The sequence below is a fragment of the Verrucosispora sp. WMMA2044 genome, from assembly GCF_027497155.1.
GTDB lineage: Bacteria > Actinomycetota > Actinomycetes > Mycobacteriales > Micromonosporaceae > Micromonospora > Micromonospora palythoicola.
Genome location: NZ_CP114913.1, coordinates 2,369,586 through 2,386,779 on the forward strand (window position 1 = coordinate 2,369,586; position 17,194 = coordinate 2,386,779).

General features: G+C 72.4%; 8 protein-coding genes. 5 read left to right on the forward strand and 3 right to left on the reverse strand.

The genetic code is table 11. The features are described from left to right. The first annotated feature begins 59 nt into the window (after positions 1–59). From O3597_RS10700 to O3597_RS10710, 3 genes are all read left to right on the forward strand, one after another. Positions 60–500: an STAS domain-containing protein gene (locus O3597_RS10700; RefSeq protein WP_281604038.1), complete on the forward strand. Its 441-nt coding sequence runs from the start codon at positions 60–62 to the stop codon at positions 498–500. A 43-nt stretch (positions 501–543) separates the two neighbouring features. Beyond that, the gene (locus O3597_RS10705; protein ID WP_164446898.1) at positions 544–813 is read left to right on the forward strand and encodes a GlsB/YeaQ/YmgE family stress response membrane protein; all 270 of its coding nucleotides are present in this window, start codon (positions 544–546) and stop codon (positions 811–813) included. 88 nt (positions 814–901) lie between these two features. Beyond that, the gene (locus O3597_RS10710) at positions 902–1,576 is read left to right on the forward strand and encodes an STAS domain-containing protein (RefSeq protein ID WP_281604039.1); all 675 of its coding nucleotides are present in this window, start codon (positions 902–904) and stop codon (positions 1,574–1,576) included. A gap of 84 nt (positions 1,577–1,660) precedes the next feature. On the opposite strand, the gene O3597_RS10715 is transcribed toward O3597_RS10710, so the two are convergent. Next, positions 1,661–2,179: a MarR family transcriptional regulator gene (locus O3597_RS10715; protein WP_164446900.1), complete on the reverse strand. Its 519-nt coding sequence runs from the start codon at positions 2,177–2,179 to the stop codon at positions 1,661–1,663. Positions 2,180–2,974: 795 nt separating this feature from the next. Between O3597_RS10715 and O3597_RS10720 the strand changes: the two genes are divergently transcribed. Together O3597_RS10720 and O3597_RS10725 are read left to right on the forward strand one after the other, a co-directional pair. Further along, positions 2,975–4,747 carry an MFS transporter gene (locus tag O3597_RS10720; protein ID WP_281604040.1) on the forward strand — a complete coding sequence of 591 codons (1,773 nt, stop codon included), beginning with the start codon at positions 2,975–2,977 and terminating at the stop codon, positions 4,745–4,747. 75 nt (positions 4,748–4,822) lie between these two features. After that, on the forward strand, positions 4,823–6,382 hold the full coding sequence (locus O3597_RS10725) for an MFS transporter (protein WP_281604041.1): 1,560 nt from the start codon (positions 4,823–4,825) through the stop codon (positions 6,380–6,382). A 73-nt stretch (positions 6,383–6,455) separates the two neighbouring features. On the opposite strand, the gene O3597_RS10730 is transcribed toward O3597_RS10725, so the two are convergent. Together O3597_RS10730 and O3597_RS10735 are read right to left on the reverse strand one after the other, a co-directional pair. Further along, positions 6,456–10,493 (reverse strand): non-ribosomal peptide synthetase, encoded by a 4,038-nt coding sequence (locus O3597_RS10730; protein ID WP_281604042.1) that lies wholly within the window; start codon positions 10,491–10,493, stop codon positions 6,456–6,458. 68 nt (positions 10,494–10,561) lie between these two features. Then, positions 10,562–17,161, reverse strand: coding sequence for a non-ribosomal peptide synthetase (locus O3597_RS10735; RefSeq protein WP_281604043.1), 6,600 nt, complete (start codon positions 17,159–17,161; stop codon positions 10,562–10,564). Positions 17,162–17,194: the final 33 nt, after the last annotated feature.

A 17,194-nucleotide genomic window follows, 5' to 3' on the forward strand; every position in this document is an offset into this window, starting at 1 on the left:
CCAACCCCGCTGGGCAGGGTGAGAGCCACTCGGAGACCGCAGGAGAGGGGGCCTTGGCCGTGACCGCACCACGACGCCCCGAGTGCTCGGTGCCGCTGGTGGAGGTGTCCATCACCGAGTTCGATCTGAGCTGCCTGCCGGAGACCGGCGCGGTCCTCGATCAGCTCCTGGCCCTGCGTCCCGGTCAGGTCGTGATCGACCTGGCGGGTTGCCGGCACATCGACGCCGCCGCCATCGGTCTGCTGCTCGACGTGCACCGCCGGATGGTCCGTGCCGGTGGTGTGCTGGCCGTCCGCAACCCGAACCCGCGCATCACCCGCATCCTGCAGACCGCCCGGCTGGACCAGATCCTGCCGGTGCACACCGACGCCGCCTCGGCCCCGGTCGCCGAGGCGATCACCGCCGCGCCGGGTGTCCCGCCGGCCGACGGGACACCGGCACCGGGTACGGTCCCGCGCGCTGCCGCGTACGGCCGCGCCGCCGTCACCGTGCGCACCTGACACACCGCAGCCGACGCATCTGACCGCGAGCACGAGGAGCAGCATGACCAGCGCCGGGATCGTCACGGCCCTCGCCGTCGGCCTCGCCGTCGGCGCGCTCGGCCGGCTGGTCCTGCCCGGCCGCCCGGGTGCGCCGCTGTGGCTCACCATGACCATCGGTGCCGTCGCCTCGTTGCTCGGTGCCATCACCGCCTGGCTCGCCGGCGTACAGGGGTTCAGCATCCTGGGCCTGGTCGTGCAGGCCGGGCTCGCCGCGGTCGCGGTGGTGATCGTGGTCGCCACCACCGGCAAGGAACGCTCCGACTCCCTGTGAGGAGTCCGTACGGCGAGGGTGTCTCACCCGCCCCCGCCCCGAGTCCCGCACCGCGGCCGACCGGCCGCGGTACCGGAGAGGAAGCAGGATGACCGTCGTACCGGACGACAACCTGATGACCCTGATCTGCGACGTCTGTGGAGACACCACCACCGGCACCGCCTGCGTGCTGCCCGACGCCGAGGTCGTCTGGACGCTGGTCTCCGACCACGGATGGAGCGGGTCACCGTTCGCCACCGGCCCGCACCGCTGCCCCCGGTGCAGCGCGCTGCCGCCGGGCAGCTCCCTCGGTGACGGCGACCGGGCTGGATCGGGCCTCGCCGAGGCGGCGGTGGTGCCCGTCGACGGCAGCGGAGACCAGGACACCGGCGACGCGCTGCGGGCCGCGCTGCGCGGCGCGTTCGACGTGGCCGGGACGGTGGTGGTGGACCTGACCCAGGTGCAGGTCATCGACTCGCTCGGCCTGGGCATGCTCGTCCGGGCGCACCGCGACGTACGCGAGCGTGGCGGGCGGCTGTGCCTCGCCGCGCCGTCGAGGTTCATCCGCACCGTGCTGCACACGATGAAGCTCGACGGGGTTTTCCCGATCTTCGACAGCCTCGACGCCGCCCTCGATCAATTGCGGAACGCGGCGTCACAGGACGCCGTCTCGGCCGGCGTGTCGCCGGTCGACGTGACACCGTCCGACCTACCGCGTCCGGCCGCCGAGGTGCCGTCGATGCCCATGGCCCGCCGCCGTGCGGCCAGCCGCGTCACCGTCTGACCCCGGCTGCGTCAACGTCTGAACCCGGCCGCGCCGCCGGTCGGCCCACGGCTGCGCCGGCCACTCGGGACCGACGGCGTCGCGTCACTCCACCACCGAATCCGCCCACTGCCGCCACCAGGCACCGTCGGTGAGCTCACCGGCGGCGCGCAGTACCGCCACCAGCGCGCCGGTGGTGACGTCGGAGTCGCCGGGTCGCAGGTCGGCCAGCATCCGCTCCAGTTCCTGTTGTCGGGCTCGCATGCCCAGGCCGACGAGTTCCTTGCCGGCGACGGTCAGCCCGACCCAGGCAGCCCGACGGTCCGCCACCCGCTCGTGCCGTGCCACCAGCCCCTTGCGGACCAGTCGGTCGCACATCCGGGTGGCGGTCGACGACTGCACGCCGAGCAACTTCGCCAGGTCGATCACCCGCTGCGGGCCGGGCACCAGCACCACGAGCGTCCGGAACTGCTGGAGCGTCACGTCGGCGTCGATGCGCGCCAGCGTCCGCATGGCGACGGCCACCATGACCCGGCTCAGCGAGACGAGGGCGCCGACGAACTCGTCGGCCGGCTCACCGCGTACCTCGTCCGTCGACGCCATCGGGTCGGACTGGATGGTCATGTAGTCCATGCTGGCACAACACGGGCCGGATCGGGCCGACCGGTCCACATGGGGCACATCTACGGCACCGACAGTGACCGAGGGGATCGATCCGGGCCGGTCGGCGCGTGCCGGGGTCGCGGTCGCGTACGGGTAGTCGGATACCGATTCGAGAAACGGCGCAGCTCACGCCCGATCCAGCCCGCCGTCGACCTCAGTCGAAAGGCGATGGGCGGGCATCGCTCCCGATCCTAGCATTTCCGTGCGGCCCGGAGCGTTACGGAGAGATTGCCAGCAATTCACGGAACAATACGCTCGGTTAATTGCTGAAGTCGGGTCGGCCGCTGCGCCGTGCCGGCCTGGCGCGGACAGCGCCACCGCCCGGCGGATCCGACGACGCGGTGCGCGTCACCCGCGACCAGCGATCCGCCAAAACGGCATTGAGCTGCTGAAAGGCGATGGCAAGCGGTCCATTGGGGAGTACCGACGCCGGCCAGTTGATCACTTAGGGTGAGCCTAACATCCCACAGGGCGATCGGGCAACGCCCGTCGGCTGACTGACCGATCAGAGCCCACCAAATCGGTAGCAAACAGGGTGAGCTGCCCGGAGGCAGCAATTCATAACCACTTACCGAAATGAGTCATATAATTGACGGTTGTCACCCGGGAAGCACCCTTGTAGATTTCGGTGGTCGCCAATTCGCCGACGTTCTTCTCGTCTCGGGACAGCTCGGAGGTCGGTCATCCATGCCCGAATCCCGCACTGCCGACACAACATCCGCGAAACACCGCGGGACACTCGGATTCCTGCTCGGCGTGGCGTTGGTGACGGCCGGCGTGCTGTTCCAACTGCCCGACGTGAAGATGATGATCGACCATGCCCGGATGGGGTCGGCCGAGCCCGGCATGGACGACATGGACGACATGGACGACATGGAGAGCATGCCGGGCATGGAGGGCATGAGCCCCGGCGAGCCGATGGACATGTGGACGCCGACGATGATCCTCGGCATGCTGCTGCTCGTCGTCGGCCTGGTGGTGGCCGGGCGGGCGCTGTTCGCGGGGGTCCGACGACCGGACTCCGCGAGCGTCACCGTGGAGTCGATCGAGCACGGGCGGCTGCGACCCGCGTACTGGATCACCTGCGCGGTGCTGACCATCGCCCTGGTGGTCGACATCATGAAGCCGCTGACCCTCGGCTTCGTCATGCCCGGCATGAGCGACGAGTACGGCATGTCCCTCGAATCGGTCTCGATCCTGCCCCTGGTGGCCCTCACCGGCACCGCGGTCGGGTCGGTCGTCTGGGGCCTGCTCGGCGACCGGTACGGTCGACGGACCGCCCTGCTCCTGGCCACCCTGCTGTTCATCGCGACATCGGCGTGCGGGGCCATGCCCACCTTCGAGTGGAACCTCGTCATGTGCTTCACGATGGGCACCTCCGCCGGTGGCCTGTTGCCCCTGGTGTTCACGCTGATCGCCGAGCTGACCCCACGCCGGCACCGCGGCTGGGTGGCGGTGACCGTCGGTGGGATCGGTGGCCTCGGCGGCTACCTGGCGGCCAGCGAGGCGGCACGCCACCTGGAGCCGGCGCTGACCTGGCGCGCACTCTGGTTGATCGGGCTGCCCTCCGGGCTGCTGCTGTTGCTGATGGCGCCGTTGATCCCCGAGTCGCCGCTGTACCTGCTGCGCGCCGGGCGGCGTACCGAGGCGGAGGCGGTGCTCCGCCGCTACGGGTCCCACCTGGGTGCCACGCCCCCGGCCGCCGACACCGCCGCCGCCGCGACGCGTCCCGGCGTGGGGGCGATGCTGCGGGCGTATCCGGTCGTGACATCGGTGATCGGCGTGGTCGGTGTCGTCTGGGGCCTGGTGAACTTCGGCTTCCTGGTGATGCTGCCCGCGCAGCTGCGCGAGGCGGGCCTGGCCGGCGGTGTCGCGAGCGGGCTGCTGGCCGACTCGGCGCTCTACTCCACCCCGGCCCTGGCGCTGGTCGTGCTGCTCTACGCGGCCTGGAGCGGCCGCCGCGCGCTGGCGCTGTTCATCGCGATAACCGCGGTCGGGCTCGGCGGAGTGGCCCTCTGGACCACCGACAGCGGCGGGACGGTGCTGCTGCTGGCCTCCATCGGCCTGCTGGTGCTGTCGTTGTCCGCGGTCAACGCGATGCTGCTGCCGTACAGCGCCGAGATCTACCCGACCGCGATGCGGGCCACCGGTTCCGGCTTCGCCGGGGCAGCCACGAAGGTCGGTGGCATCCTCGGACCCTCCGCCATGCTGCTGATTCTCTCCCTCGGCGGCGGGCTCGTCGCGCCGGCCATCGCACTGGGTGTGCTGTGCCTGGCCGCCACCGTCCTGCTGCTGGTGTTCGGGCCGGAGTTGGGTGCCTCGGTCGGGCCGCTCGCGCGTCGCGGCGTCGGCACCGTGCCCGTGTCCCGGACCGGTCCCGCGCCAGGCACCGGCCCCACCGACACCGAAAGCCCGGCGTCGGTGGCGTGGTCGGCGACCGGCAACGGTGTGCCGGCGACCCGGCCGGCGGTCTCCGACGACGACGATCCGCGGGATGCCCGCACGCCCGCGACACCCAGCCGCACGTAGTTGCGCAACCACTGTCGGCACGGAAGCCTCTACCACGGCAACGGGCGTGACAACCAGAAAGAGCGAGGAGTGTCGATGGCCACTGAGGACGAAGGTCGACCACGGGGCGCCCGGCTGGTGCTGCTCATCCTCCTGGTGGCACAGGTCATGGCGACGATGGACAACTCCATCGTCGCCGTGGCCACCAAGACCATCAAGGATGACCTGCAAACCTCCGGCGCCGTTCTGCAACTGATCCTGTCCGGATACACGCTCATGTTCGCGGTGCTCGTGGTCACCGGCGCGCGACTCGGCGGCGACGTGGGGCACCGGCGGCTGTTCATGATCGGGCTGACCGGCTTCACCGCCAGCTCGCTGCTCTGCGGGATCGCCCCGACCGCGGGCACGCTGGTCGCCGCCCGCCTGCTGCAGGGGGCGTTCGGGGCCATGATGGTGCCGCAGGTGCTCTCGGTGATCCAGATCGTCTTCACCGGGTCGGCCCGGGCCCGCGCCATCGGGCTCTACTCGATGGTGCTGGCGCTCGGAGTTGCCGCCGGTCAGATCGCCGGCGGCGTGATCGTCAGCGCCGACGTGCTGGGCAGCGGCTGGCGGGCCGCGTTCCTGGTCAACGTGCCGATCGGGCTGGCCCTGCTGGCGGCGGCGCCGCGTTACCTGCCGGGGCACACGCCCAGCTCGCGGTTCCGGCCCGACATCGTCGGCATCCTGCTGCTCGCCGTCTCGATGGGCGCGGTGGTAGCACCGCTGGTCTTCGGGCGGGAACAGGGCTGGCCCGCATGGGCACTGGCCAGCATCGCCGCCGGCACGGCCGGGCTCGTCGTCTTCGTCCGGTACGAGCTGCGGCTGGGCGCCCGGGGCGGACAACCCGTGCTGGAGATCGACGCGCTGCGACCGCGAGGCGTCAAGTCGGGACTGCTTGCCTGCTGCATCCTCAACTTCGCCTTCGCCGGGGTGCTGTTTCCGCTCACCCTGCACGTGCAGAACGGGCTGGGCTACACACCGTTGCAGGCCGGGTTGATGTTCATCCCGTACCCCGTGGGTTTCGCGGCCGTCAGCCTCACCTGGACGCGGCTGCCGAAACGTTTCCACCGCCCGCTACCGGTCGCCGGCCTGCTGGTGTTCGCCCTGGCCCTGGCCGCACTCGCGGTCGTGGTGGCCGGCGGCTGGCCGATCGCGGTGGTGTCGGCGCTGCTGCTGCTCGCCGGCGCGGGGATGGCGGCCGGTTTCAGCACGCTCGTGGAGCAGACGGCCGCGACCGTGGGCCCCCGCTACGCCGCCGCCCTGTCCGCCCTGGTCTCGACCGGAACGCTGCTGGCCAGCGTGGTGAGCGTGGTCGTCGTCGGCGGCGTCTACCTGGCGACCGCCGAGAACGACCCGAGCCGTTCCGCGCTGGGGTTGAGCCGCAGCCTCTGGGTCGACGCCGGTCTGCTGATGCTGGGATTCCTGCTGGCCTACCGGACCTGGCGGCTGTCCACCCGGGTGTCGGCCGGGCCGGCGCCGAACGGCGACGCCGCCGAGCAGGTCGAGGCCGTGGCGGCGCCGGGCAACGCACCTCCCGGTGAGGTCGAGGTCGAGCCGGCAACGGGCCCGGTCGAGGAGTCGTCCGCGCCGACCGGAGCGCGTTCCGCACCGAGGTGACCGGGCTCGCCGCCGGTGACGATGCTCGCCCGGGGCCCGCCCAGCCGATGGTCTGGGCGGGCCCCGGTGCCGGTCAGCCGAGGTCGAGCACCCGTGCCACCTGGCCGTCGATGAGGGCTGCCAGCGCGGGCAGGTGCTGCGGGGACCACATCGAGTAGTGGTCGCCCGGCAGCGTCACCACCTCCATCGCCGGACTCCACCGGCGCCACGCCGCGCGGCTGGCCTCCCGCTCCGCCTGCACCAGCACCGTCCGGCCGGCGTACGGTGCCGGCTGGTAGCCGTAGATGGCCCGCATGTTGGCGCGGAACACCGCGTACCGGTTGGCGACGAAGTCGGCCCGCACGTCCGACGGGATCAGTCCGTGCCGGACCAGGAACCCGGTGAGCGCCGCGATCGGGTCGGCCGCGTCGACCACCTCGGCGTCCAGCGGCGGTGCCGGTGCCGCGGAGAGCCCGGCCAGGTCGGCGACGAAGGTCTCCATCACCTGTCGCTCGCTCGGCAGCGGCAACGGGCCGGGCTCATTGGAGTCGATCATCACCACGAGGTCCGGTGCGGCACCCACGGCGGCGAGCTGCCGGGCCATCTCGAAGCAGAGGAAGCCCCCCATCGACCAGCCGGCGAGCAGGTACGGCCCGTGCGGCTGCCGCTCGCGCAGCGCGGCGACGTACCGCCCGGCGAGCGTCACCAGGTCGTCGACCGGCTCGATGCCGCCCTCCAGTCCCGGCGCCTCGAAGCCGTCCACCGGCTGCTCCGGATGCAGGGCCCGGCTCAGCGGCAGGTACCAGTACGGCGAGCCGGAGACCGCGTGCGGGCAGTAGAGCCGGGGCCGCGAACCGGTGGCCTTGAGCGTGACGAGTGGCGAGGCGTCCACCACCGGCCCGTGCTCGACGAACCGGGCCACCGCCCGGACGGTCGGGGTGGCGTAGAACTGCTTGAGCGACACCGACGTGCCGATCCGTCCGGCGATGCGGGCCAGCACGTGCGCCGCCTGCAACGAGTGCCCACCGAGGTCGAAGAAGGACGTCTCCGCGCCCACCCGCGCCACCCCCAGCACCTCCGCGAAGATCTCCGCGACCTGGCGCTCGGCACCGGTGGTGGGGGCCGCGCCGGTGTCGTCGGTGTCCGCCGCCTCCGGTGCCGGCAGCGCCCGCCGGTTGACCTTGCCGCTGGTGGTCAACGGCAGGGCGGGCAGTCGGACGAACCGGCCGGGCACCAGGTGGGCGGGCAGCTCCGTGCTCAGGTGCGTGCGCAGGTCCGCGTCGCTGGCCGGCTCGGCGGCGTTCACCACGTACCCGACGAGGCGCTGCACCCCGTTGCCGTCGCGGACCACGGTCACGGCGGCGCGGGCCACCCCGGAGTGCCGGCTCAGCAGTGCCTCGATCTCGTCGAGTTCGACGCGTAGGCCGCGCAACTTGACCTGGCCGTCCAGCCGGCCGCCGAAGTGCAGCCGGCCCTGCGCGTCCCAGTGACCACGATCGCCGGTGCGGTAGACCCGTCCCTGCGGATCGAACGGATCCGCGGTGAACCGGCGTCCGGTCAGCTCGTCGTCGTTGAGGTAGCCGGTGCTCAGCGCCGCGCCACCGACCAGGACCTCCCCCGGCACCCCGACCGGCACCGGGTTGTCCCAGCGGTCGACCAGGTAGGTGCGGCGGTTCGGCATCGTCGCGCCGATCGGCGGTGGGGTGGCTGCCGACCAGTCCGTGCAGTCGTGGGCGAGGCAGCCCACGGTGGCCTCGGTCGGGCCGTACAGGTTGACGAACCGACGCCGCCCCGGGCGCGCCCACCGGGTCACCAGGTCGGCGGGGCAGACCTCGCCACCGACCAGCACCTCCCGCAACGCGTCGAACCGGTCGGTGTCGTCCTCGACCAGACCGAGCGTGGTCGGGGTCAGGAACAGGTGCGTGATCCGTTCGGACGCCAGGACCTCGGCGAGACCGCCCGGCGAGAGCAACCGGTCCTTGCCGATCACCACCACCGTGGCACCGGAGGTGAGCGCCGCCAGCACCTCACCCGCCGCCAGGTCGAACACCGGCGCGCAGCCGTGCAACACCCGGTCACCGGGCCCGCAGCGCCACTGGTCGCGCATCCAGTCCAGGTAGGTGACGAAACCCCGGTGCGGCAGCTGGACACCCTTCGGGTCACCCGTCGTGCCCGAGGTGTGCAGCACGTACGCCAGGTCGTCCGGGCCGGTGGACGGCTCCGGGGCGAGACCGGCGGCGGAGTCCAGGTCGCCGGTGTCGAGCAGGAGGGTCCGCCACGGGCCCTCCGGCACCCCGGCGGCGTGCTCGGTGCGGGTGAGCACGAGCCGGGCGGCACAGTTGGTCAGGATCCGGCGCAGCCGGTTCGGCGGGGCGGCGGTGTCCAGCGGCACGTACACCCCACCGGCGTGCCAGATCGCCAGCGGCGTCAGCACCTCGTCGACGCCCCGGTCCAGCAGCGCCGGCACCCGGTCGCCGGGTCGCAGGCCCGCGTCGCGCAGGCCGGCCGCCCGCCGCGCGGCCCGGTCCAGCAGCTCCCGGTAGGTCAGCTCGTGATCGCCGTGCCGGACGGCCACCGCGTCGGGGTTGCGTTCGGCCTGCGCCCGGACCAGCTGGTGGACGGTGGCCGGGGCCACGTCACGTCGTTCGCCCGCGCCGAGGGCCAGGACCCGCTCGCGTTCGGCGGGGTCGAGCATCGGCAACCGCGACAGCGTCGTAGCCGGGTCGGCCAGGCCCGCGTCGAGCAGCCGGGCGACGTGGTCGAGCATGGCGCGTACCCGCCGGGCGTCGAACAGGTCGGTGGAGTACTCGGTGAGCACCGAGTACCGGTCGCCGTGGTCGACGAGGCTGACCATCATGTCGAAGCGGGACCGGTCCAGCCGCAGGTCGACCGGGGTGCTGTCGGTGCCGGGCAGCGTCGGTCCGCCCCAGGTGGAGCCGTCCAGCAGCTGCACGGCAACCTGGAACAGCGGGTTGCGGCCCGGGTCGCGGGGTGGGGCGAGTCGCTGCACCACCCGCTCGAACGGGGCGTCCTGGTGCTCCCACGCGCCCAGGCAGGTGTCCCGGGCCCGATCGACCAGGGTGGCGAAAGTGGGGTCGCCCGAGGTGTCCAGACGCAGCACCCCCATGTTGGCGAAGAACCCGACCACACTCTCCAGCTCCGGGCGACTGCGCCCGCTGAAGGTGGTGCCGACGGCCAGGTCGTCGGTGCCGGTGTAGCGGGCGAGCATCGCCGCGAAGGCCGCCACCAGCACCATGAACGGGCTCGCGCCGGTTTCCTTGGCCAACGCCTGCACCCCGGCGTGCAGCTGCGGATCCAGTGGTTGCTCCAGCAGCGCACCCCGGAACGACGCGGTGGTCGGCCGGGGTCGATCGGCCGGCAGTTCCAGGGTGGGCAGGTCGGCCAGCCGCTGCGCCCAGTACCTCAGGTGGTTGTCCAGTTCGGCGGTGGCCAGCTGCTGATGCTGCCAGCGGGCGAAGTCCGGGTACTGGAGGGCGGGCGGGTCCAGCCGCGCTCGCGTGCCGTGCCGGTGGGCGTCGTACGCGGCGGCCAGTTCCCGCAGGATCAGGCCCATCGACCAGCCGTCGACCACGATGTGGTGCGCCGCGACGGCGAGAGCGTGCTCGGTGGGACCGAGCCGGACCAGCCGGGCCCGGAACAGCGGGCCGGTGGCCAGGTCGAACGGGCGGTGCACCTCCTGCTGCTGGAGCAGGGTGAGCGCCGCCGGCCGACGCTGCTGCTCGGGCAGCCGGGACACGTCGTCGACGACCAGGCTGGCCGGCCCCGGCGGCAGCACCCGCTGGTACGCCACGCCGTCGACGCTCTCCACGACCGTGCGCAACGCCTCGTGCCGGGCGACCACGCCGTCCAACGCCCGCCGCAGCGCGGCGGGGTCCACCTCGCCGGTCAGGTACGAGGCCTGCACCAGGTTGTACGTCGGCTCGGCCGGCGCGAGCTGGGCGAGGAACCACAACTGTTCCTGGGCCCGCGACAGCGGCACCCGCTCGTCGCCGGCCGGGCGGGCGCCGATCGTCGCCGGTGGCTGCCGGCGCTGTTGCCGCATCCGTTCCAGCAGCAGCCGCCGGCGCTCGTCCAGTCGGGCTACCCTGCCGTCGAAGGTCTCGTCGGACATCTCACTCCTTTCAGGACACCGCCGGCCCCGCCGCGCACGGCGGCGGGGCCCGCGGACGCGACCGGCGATCAGTCCGCCGCCAGCAGCCGTTCCACCTCGTCGTCGCTGAGCTGCTCGATCTCGTCGAGCAGTTGCCACTGCGCCGCCTGCTCGGCGGCCCGTCGGCGTCCGGCCAGCTCGGCCAGGGCCGCGACGGTCGGTGCCGCGTAGAAGTCCCGCACGGTCAGCGGCACACCGAGTGCGTCGTTGAGCCGGCCCACCGCCCGGATCGCCTGCAGCGAGTTGCCGCCGCTGAGGAAGAACTCGTCCTCGCGGCCGGCCCGTTCCAGACCGAGCAGGTCGGCGAAGACCCCGGCGATGAGCCGCTCGTCGTCGGTGCCGGGCGGCACGTACGCCGCCTGCCCGGCACCGGACTCGGGCGCGGGCAACCGCTTGCGGTCCACCTTGCCGGTGCGGGTCAGCGGCAGCTGCGGCAGGCGCAGCACCACGTTGGGCACCATGTACCCGGGCAGCTTCCCGGCGAGCGTCGTCCGCAGGGCCTCCGCGTCGTCGTCAGACAGCTCGCCGACCACGTACCCGACCAGGACCGCCTCGGCGCCCGTGCCGTGCACCGCCGCGGCGGCTCCGGACACGCCGGCCGCCGTGCGCAGGGCATGCTCGACCTCACCCAGCTCGACCCGCAGCCCACGCAGCTTGACCTGCCCGTCGCGGCGGCCGAGGAACTCCAACTGGCCGTCCCGGTTCCACCGGGCCAGGTCACCGGTGCGGTACGCCCGTCCCTCCCCGGCCCGCTCGTCGGCGCCGAACGCCGAGTCGGTCAGCTCGGGTCGGTCGAGATAGCCACGCGCCACCCCGTTGCCGGCGACGACCAGCTCACCGGGCACACCGACCGGCGCCAGGTCGCCGCTGTCGTCGACGACGTACACCCGCCGGTTCGGCATCGGACGACCGATCGGTACCGTCGCCGCGGGTGCGGTGCCGGCCGGGCACTCGTACCAGGTGCAGCCCACCGTGGCCTCGGCCGGACCGTACAGGTTGAGCACCCGCCGACCGTCGACGTGCCAGGCGGCCACCAGCGACGGCGGCGCCGGCTCGCCGGCCATCATCACCGACCGCAGTTGCGGCAGTTCGGCCGGATCGAGCAGACCCAGCACGGTGGGAGTGGTGAAGATGTGCGTCGCGCCGGTCTCGCGGGCCAGCGCGGTCAACGCACCCGGGCGGTGCACGTCGTCGTGACCGGCCACCACCACGGTCGCACCGGCGGTGAGGGCACCGAACAGTTCACCGACGGCCAGGTCGAACACCGGCGCGCAGCAGTGCATCATCCGGGACCGTGGCTCGATGCCGAAGTCCGGCACCATCCACTCCAGGTAGCCGGCGACCATGCCGTGCTCGATGAGCACGCCCTTGGGCTCGCCGGTGGAACCGGAGGTGTACAGCACGTACGCCAGCGAAGCGGGGGTCAGCTCGGCCAGCCACGGCTCGTCGGCCGCCTCCGGCAGCTCCGCCGCCGGGTCCACGATGGTCACCCCGGCCACGGTGCCGAGCCGCGCCGGGTCGCCCACCACCACCCGGGCACCGGTGTCGCCTACCTGGAAGGCCAGCCGGCTCGGCGGCGCGGCCGGGTCCATCGGAGCGTACGCGGCACCGGCCCGCAGCACGGCCAGCACGCTCACCACCTCCGCGAGGCCGCGCTCCAGCAGCACCGGCACGACGTCCCCGGTGCCCACCCCGGCGGCGCGCAGCCGCGCGCCGAGCCGACGGCTGCGCTCGTCGAGTTCGGCGTAGCTCAGCGTGCCCTCGGCGGCGATGACCGCGGTGGCCTGCGGGGTGCGGGCCACGCTCGCCGCGAACAGCTCCGGCAGGGTCGCCGGCCGGTGGGGTCGTCGCTCCCCCTGGGCCAGCGCCAGCAGTTCGGTTCGCTCGGTGTCGTCGAGCAGTGGCAGGGCCGACAGCGGCGTCTGCGGTGCCGCCACCGCGGCCCGCAGAACCCGCTCCAGGTGGCCGAACATCGCCTCGATCCGGGCGGTGTCGAACAGATCCGTGGCGTACTCGATCCGGAAGGTGATGCCGTCGGTCTCCTCGTACGCGTTGATCGCCATGTCGAAGCGGGAGACGCCGGGATCGACGTCGAGGAACTCGGCGGCCAGCCCGGGGAACCGGAAGTCCACCAGGTCGCCGCTGAGCAGGTCGATGGAGACCTGGAAGACCGGGTTGCGGCTGGCGTCGCGGCGTCGACCGAGCCGCCCGACGACCCGCTCGAACGGCGCGTCCTGGTGGTCCCAGGCGGCCAGCAGGGTGCCCATGGTGCGGCGGACCGCCTCACCGAAGCTCGGGTCGCCGGAGAGGTCGGTACGCAGGGCCAGCATGTTGACGAAGAAACCGACCAGATCCTCCAGCTCCGGACGGCCGCGACCGGCACCGGCGGTGCCGACCACCACGTCGTCGACGCCGGTGTAGCGCATCAGCACCGTCTTGAAGCCGGCGAGCAGCACCGCGTACGTGCTGGCCTGCTCCTGTTGGGCCACCCGGCGCAGGCCCTCCAGCACGTCGGCGGGCATCCGACGCACCAGCAGGGCGCCACGGTTGGTGGCCGTGGCCGGGCGGGGCCGGTCGCTGGGCAGGTCCAGGGTGGGCGCGTCGGCCAGTTGCCGCGCCCAGTACGCCAACTGCGACTCCAGGTCACCGGCGTCGAGCTGCCGGCGCTGCGCCAGCGCGTGGTCGGCGTACTGCAACCGCAGGGCGGGCAGCTGCGGCTGCCGGTCGTGCCGCAACGCGTCGTACAGCTCGGCGAGATCACGCACCAGCAGCCCGGCCGACCAGCCGTCGGCGCAGATGTGGTGCAACACCATGCTGAGCACGTGCTCCTGGCCGTCAAGGCGGATCAGCCGGGCCCGCAACATCAGGTCGCGACCCAGGTCGAACGGTTCGGTGGCGTCGCGTTCCAGCTCGACGCGGAGCGCCTGCTCCCGGTCGTCGGCTGCCGTCGCGTCCAGCTCGTGCACCGGCAGCGGCACCTCACCGACGGGTGACACCAGTTGGTACGGGGTGTCGTCGTCGGTGCCGAACGTGGTGCGCAGCGCCTCGTGGCGGGCCACCACGGCGGTCAGCGCCCGACCGAGCAGGTCGACGTCGAGCGGTCCGGTGAGCCGTACCGGCACCGGGATGTGGTAGGTCGGCTGGCCGGGTGCGAGCTGTTCGAGGAACCAGAGCTGCTCCTGCGTCGGTGACAGCGGCAGCCGTTGTCCCTCGTGCCCGCCGGACACCGGACCGTCCTGCCCGGCGAGGGCCGCCCGCGCGGCCCGGAGCCGCTGTTCCAGGTCGGCGATCTCCTGCTCCAACCGGGCCCGGGTCTGGTCGGCCACCGGTGCCGCGTCGGTCGGGGTCGCGGTGTCGGTGCTCGACGGTGTGCCGGCGAGCAGCTGCGCGATCTCGCTGACCCGCGGCTTGGTGTAGAAGTCCCGCATGGTCGCGCTGGCCCCGCCGAGTTCGGCGATCCGGGACAGCACCCGGGCCGCCATCAGCGAGTTGCCGCCCAGCTCGAAGAAGTTCGCGTCGGCGCCGACCCGCTCGACACCGAGCACCGCGGCGAAGATCTCAGCGACCCGTTCCTCCTCCGGGGTGCGCGGTGCGACCAGCTCCACCTCGGCCGACCCGGTCTCCTCGGGAACCGGAAGCCTGTTGCGGTCCACCTTGCCGACGCTTGTCAGCGGCAGTACGTCCAGGGCCACGAAGACGTGCGGCACCATGTACGGCGGCAGGTCGGCGAGCAGGTGCTCGCGCAGTTCCTCGGTCGGTGGTGCCGCCGCGCCGGCCGGGACCACGTAGCCGACCAGCCGCTTGCTGCCGGGGCTGTCCTCGCGCAGCGCCACCGCCGCCTCGGCGACGCCGGGATGGGCGGTGAGCGTCGACTCGATCTCCTCCAGCTCGATGCGCAGCCCGTTGAGCTTGACCTGGGTGTCGATTCGGCCGAGGAACTGGATCTGCCCGTCCTCGGTCCACACGCCCAGGTCGCCGGTGCGGTACATCCGCTCCCCCGGCCGGTACGGGTTGTCGATGAACTTCTCGGCGGTCAACTCCGGCCGGTTGAGGTAGCCCCGGGCGAGACCCTCACCGCCGGTGATCACCTCACCGGGCACCCCCACCGGTTGCAGGTTGTTCCACCGGTCGAGCACGTAGGCGACCCGGTTGGGCATGGCCCGCCCGATCGGCGGTTGGCCGATCCAGGTGCGGTGCTCGCACTCGTAGAAGATGCAGCCGACGGCGGCCTCGGTCGGTCCGTACCCGTTGATGAACCGGCGACCCGGGGTGTTCCAGCGGTTGATGAGATCACCCGTGACCGCCTCACCTCCGGCGATCATGTACTTGAGGTCGGGGTAGCTGCCCGGCGGGATGCGGCCCAGGATGGCCGGCGGTCCGCCGATGTAGGTGATCCTCTCCGAGACCAGCAGCTGCCCGATCACGTCCGGGTCGGTGCGGTGTTCCTCCGGTACGAAGACCATCGTCACGCCACGGGTCAGCGCGGTGAAGATCTCGCCCTCGGCGAAGTCGAAGATGGGCGCCATGTGTTGCAGCAACCGGTCGCCGGGGCCGAAGTCGAAGATGTTGCCGAGCCAGAGCAGGAACGTGTTCAGTGCGTGATGCTCGATCATCACGCCCTTGGGTTTGCCGGTCGAGCCCGAGGTGTAGAGCACGTAGGCCAGCGAGTTCTCGTCGGCCAGTTCGTCGAGCGGCGCCGCACCGGCGGCCGCCGCCGACAACTCGTCCCACTCCGTGTCGACGAGCACCGGCGTGGCGGCGGCACCCTCGGGCAGCCGGTCGGCCAGCGCGCTGCGGGTGACCACCGCCTTGGCCGCGGTGTCTTCGAGGATGAACTCGATGCGGCGTACCGGGTGGCCCGGGTCCATCACCACGAACGCGCCGCCGGCCTTCTGCGCGGCGACCATACCGACGATCAGGTCGAAGCCCCGTTCCAGCAGCAACGCCACGATGTCGTCCCGGCCCACGCCGAGCGCCCGGAAACGGTGCGCCAGCACCCCGGCGCGGCGATCCAGCTCGCCGTAGGTCAGCTCGGCACCGTGCAGGGTGGCCGCCACCAGGTCGGGTCGTTCGGCGGCCAGCCGCGCGATCTGCACGTGCACCGGTTCGCGGGCGCGCTCCCCCTGCGGTCCCTGCCAGGTGTGCAGCAGCAGCGTCCGCTCCTCCTCGTCGAGCAACGGCAGCGCCGACAGCGGGGTGTCGGGGGCGTCGACGGCGGTCCGCAACACCCGTTCCAGGTGCCGCAGCAGCCGCGCCATCCGCGGCTCGTCGAACAGGTCGACCGAGTAGTCGGCGACCAGCCGCAGCTGGTCGGGGCTCTCGGTGCAGGTGATCGACAGGTCGAACGGGTGCCCGCCCGGGTTGGCGTCAAGCGAGGTGACGGTGAGCCCGGGCAGGTTCGGCTCGGTGCTCTGGGTGGCGCTGCCCAGCAGTTGCAGGCCCACCTGGAACAGCGGGTTCCGCGAGGGGTCGCGGACCGGCTGGATCCGCTCGACGACCTTCTCGAACGGCACCTGCTGGTGCTTCCACGCCTCCAGCACCACGCCGCGCACCCGGGTCAGCAGTTCGCCGAAGGTCGGGTCGTCGGCGACCTCGGTCCGCAGCACCACCATGTTGACGAAGTAGCCGATGAGGGGCTCCAGCTCGGCCGGCTCCCGGCCGGTGGTGGTGGTGCCGACGACGATCTCGTCCTGTCCGCTGTAGCGGGCCAGCACCGCCTGGTACGCCGTCATCAGCGTCATGAACAGGGTGGCGTTGTTGCGGGCGGAGAGCTGACGCAGCCGGTGCAGCAGATCCCCGTCGAGGGTGCGGGACACCGCGGCGCTGCGGTACGACATCGTGGCCGGTCGCGGTCGGTCGGTGGGCAGTTCCAGGGTGGGCAACCCGCTCAGCCGCTGCTGCCAGTGGTCGAGCTGGTCGGTGAAGACCTCGTCGCTGAGCTGGTTGCGCTGCCAGGCCGCGTAGTCGCCGTACTGCACGGGCAGCGGTGCCAGCGCCGGTGGGCGGCCGGTGTGGTGGGCCGCGTACAGCTCGGACAGCTCGTTGGTGAGCACCGCCTGCGACCAGCCGTCGGAGGCGATGTGGTGCATGGTGACGGCGAGCAGGTGGTCGGCGTCGTCGAGGCGGACCAGCAGCGAGCGGAACAGCGGCCCCTCCGCCAGGTCGAACGGTCGCCGGATCTCCTCCTGCACCCGCCGCTGCGCATCCGCCAACCGCACCGCCGGGTCCGCGACGTCGCTGAGGTCGTCCACCACCAGGTGGTGCGGCTGCTCCCCCGGCTTGGCGATGTGCTGGTACGGTTCGCCGTTCTCGGCCCGGATGGTGGTCCGGAGCGCCTCGTGCCGATCGACGATGTCGGCCAGCGCGCGACGCAGGGCCGTCAGGTCCAACGGCCCCTGCAACCGGAACACCGACGGCACGTTGTACGTGGACTGTCCCGGCACCAACTGGTCGAGGAACCACAGCTGTTCCTGCAGGTAGGACACGGGCGCCCGGTCCGCGTCCCCGACCCGGCGGGGAATCCGGGTGGACGGACGTTGGCGTTCGGTCAACTGCGCACCGACCTGCTTCAGCAACAGGGCGCGCTGCTCGGCGGTCAGAGTGGAGAGGCGTTGGGCGTGCTGGTTCATCTCGCTCCTCGGCACGGACTGCGGTGACGACTG

Coding starts and splice junctions, on each gene's coding strand:
- O3597_RS10705 (WP_164446898.1), top strand. CDS start 544: ATGACCAGCGCCGGGATCGTCACGGCCCTCGCCGTCGGCCTCGCCGTC.
- O3597_RS10710 (WP_281604039.1), top strand. CDS start 902: ATGACCGTCGTACCGGACGACAACCTGATGACCCTGATCTGCGACGTC.
- O3597_RS10715 (WP_164446900.1), bottom strand. CDS start 2,179: ATGACCATCCAGTCCGACCCGATGGCGTCGACGGACGAGGTACGCGGT.
- O3597_RS10725 (WP_281604041.1), top strand. CDS start 4,823: ATGGCCACTGAGGACGAAGGTCGACCACGGGGCGCCCGGCTGGTGCTG.
- O3597_RS10730 (WP_281604042.1), bottom strand. CDS start 10,493: ATGTCCGACGAGACCTTCGACGGCAGGGTAGCCCGACTGGACGAGCGC.
- O3597_RS10735 (WP_281604043.1), bottom strand. CDS start 17,161: ATGAACCAGCACGCCCAACGCCTCTCCACTCTGACCGCCGAGCAGCGC.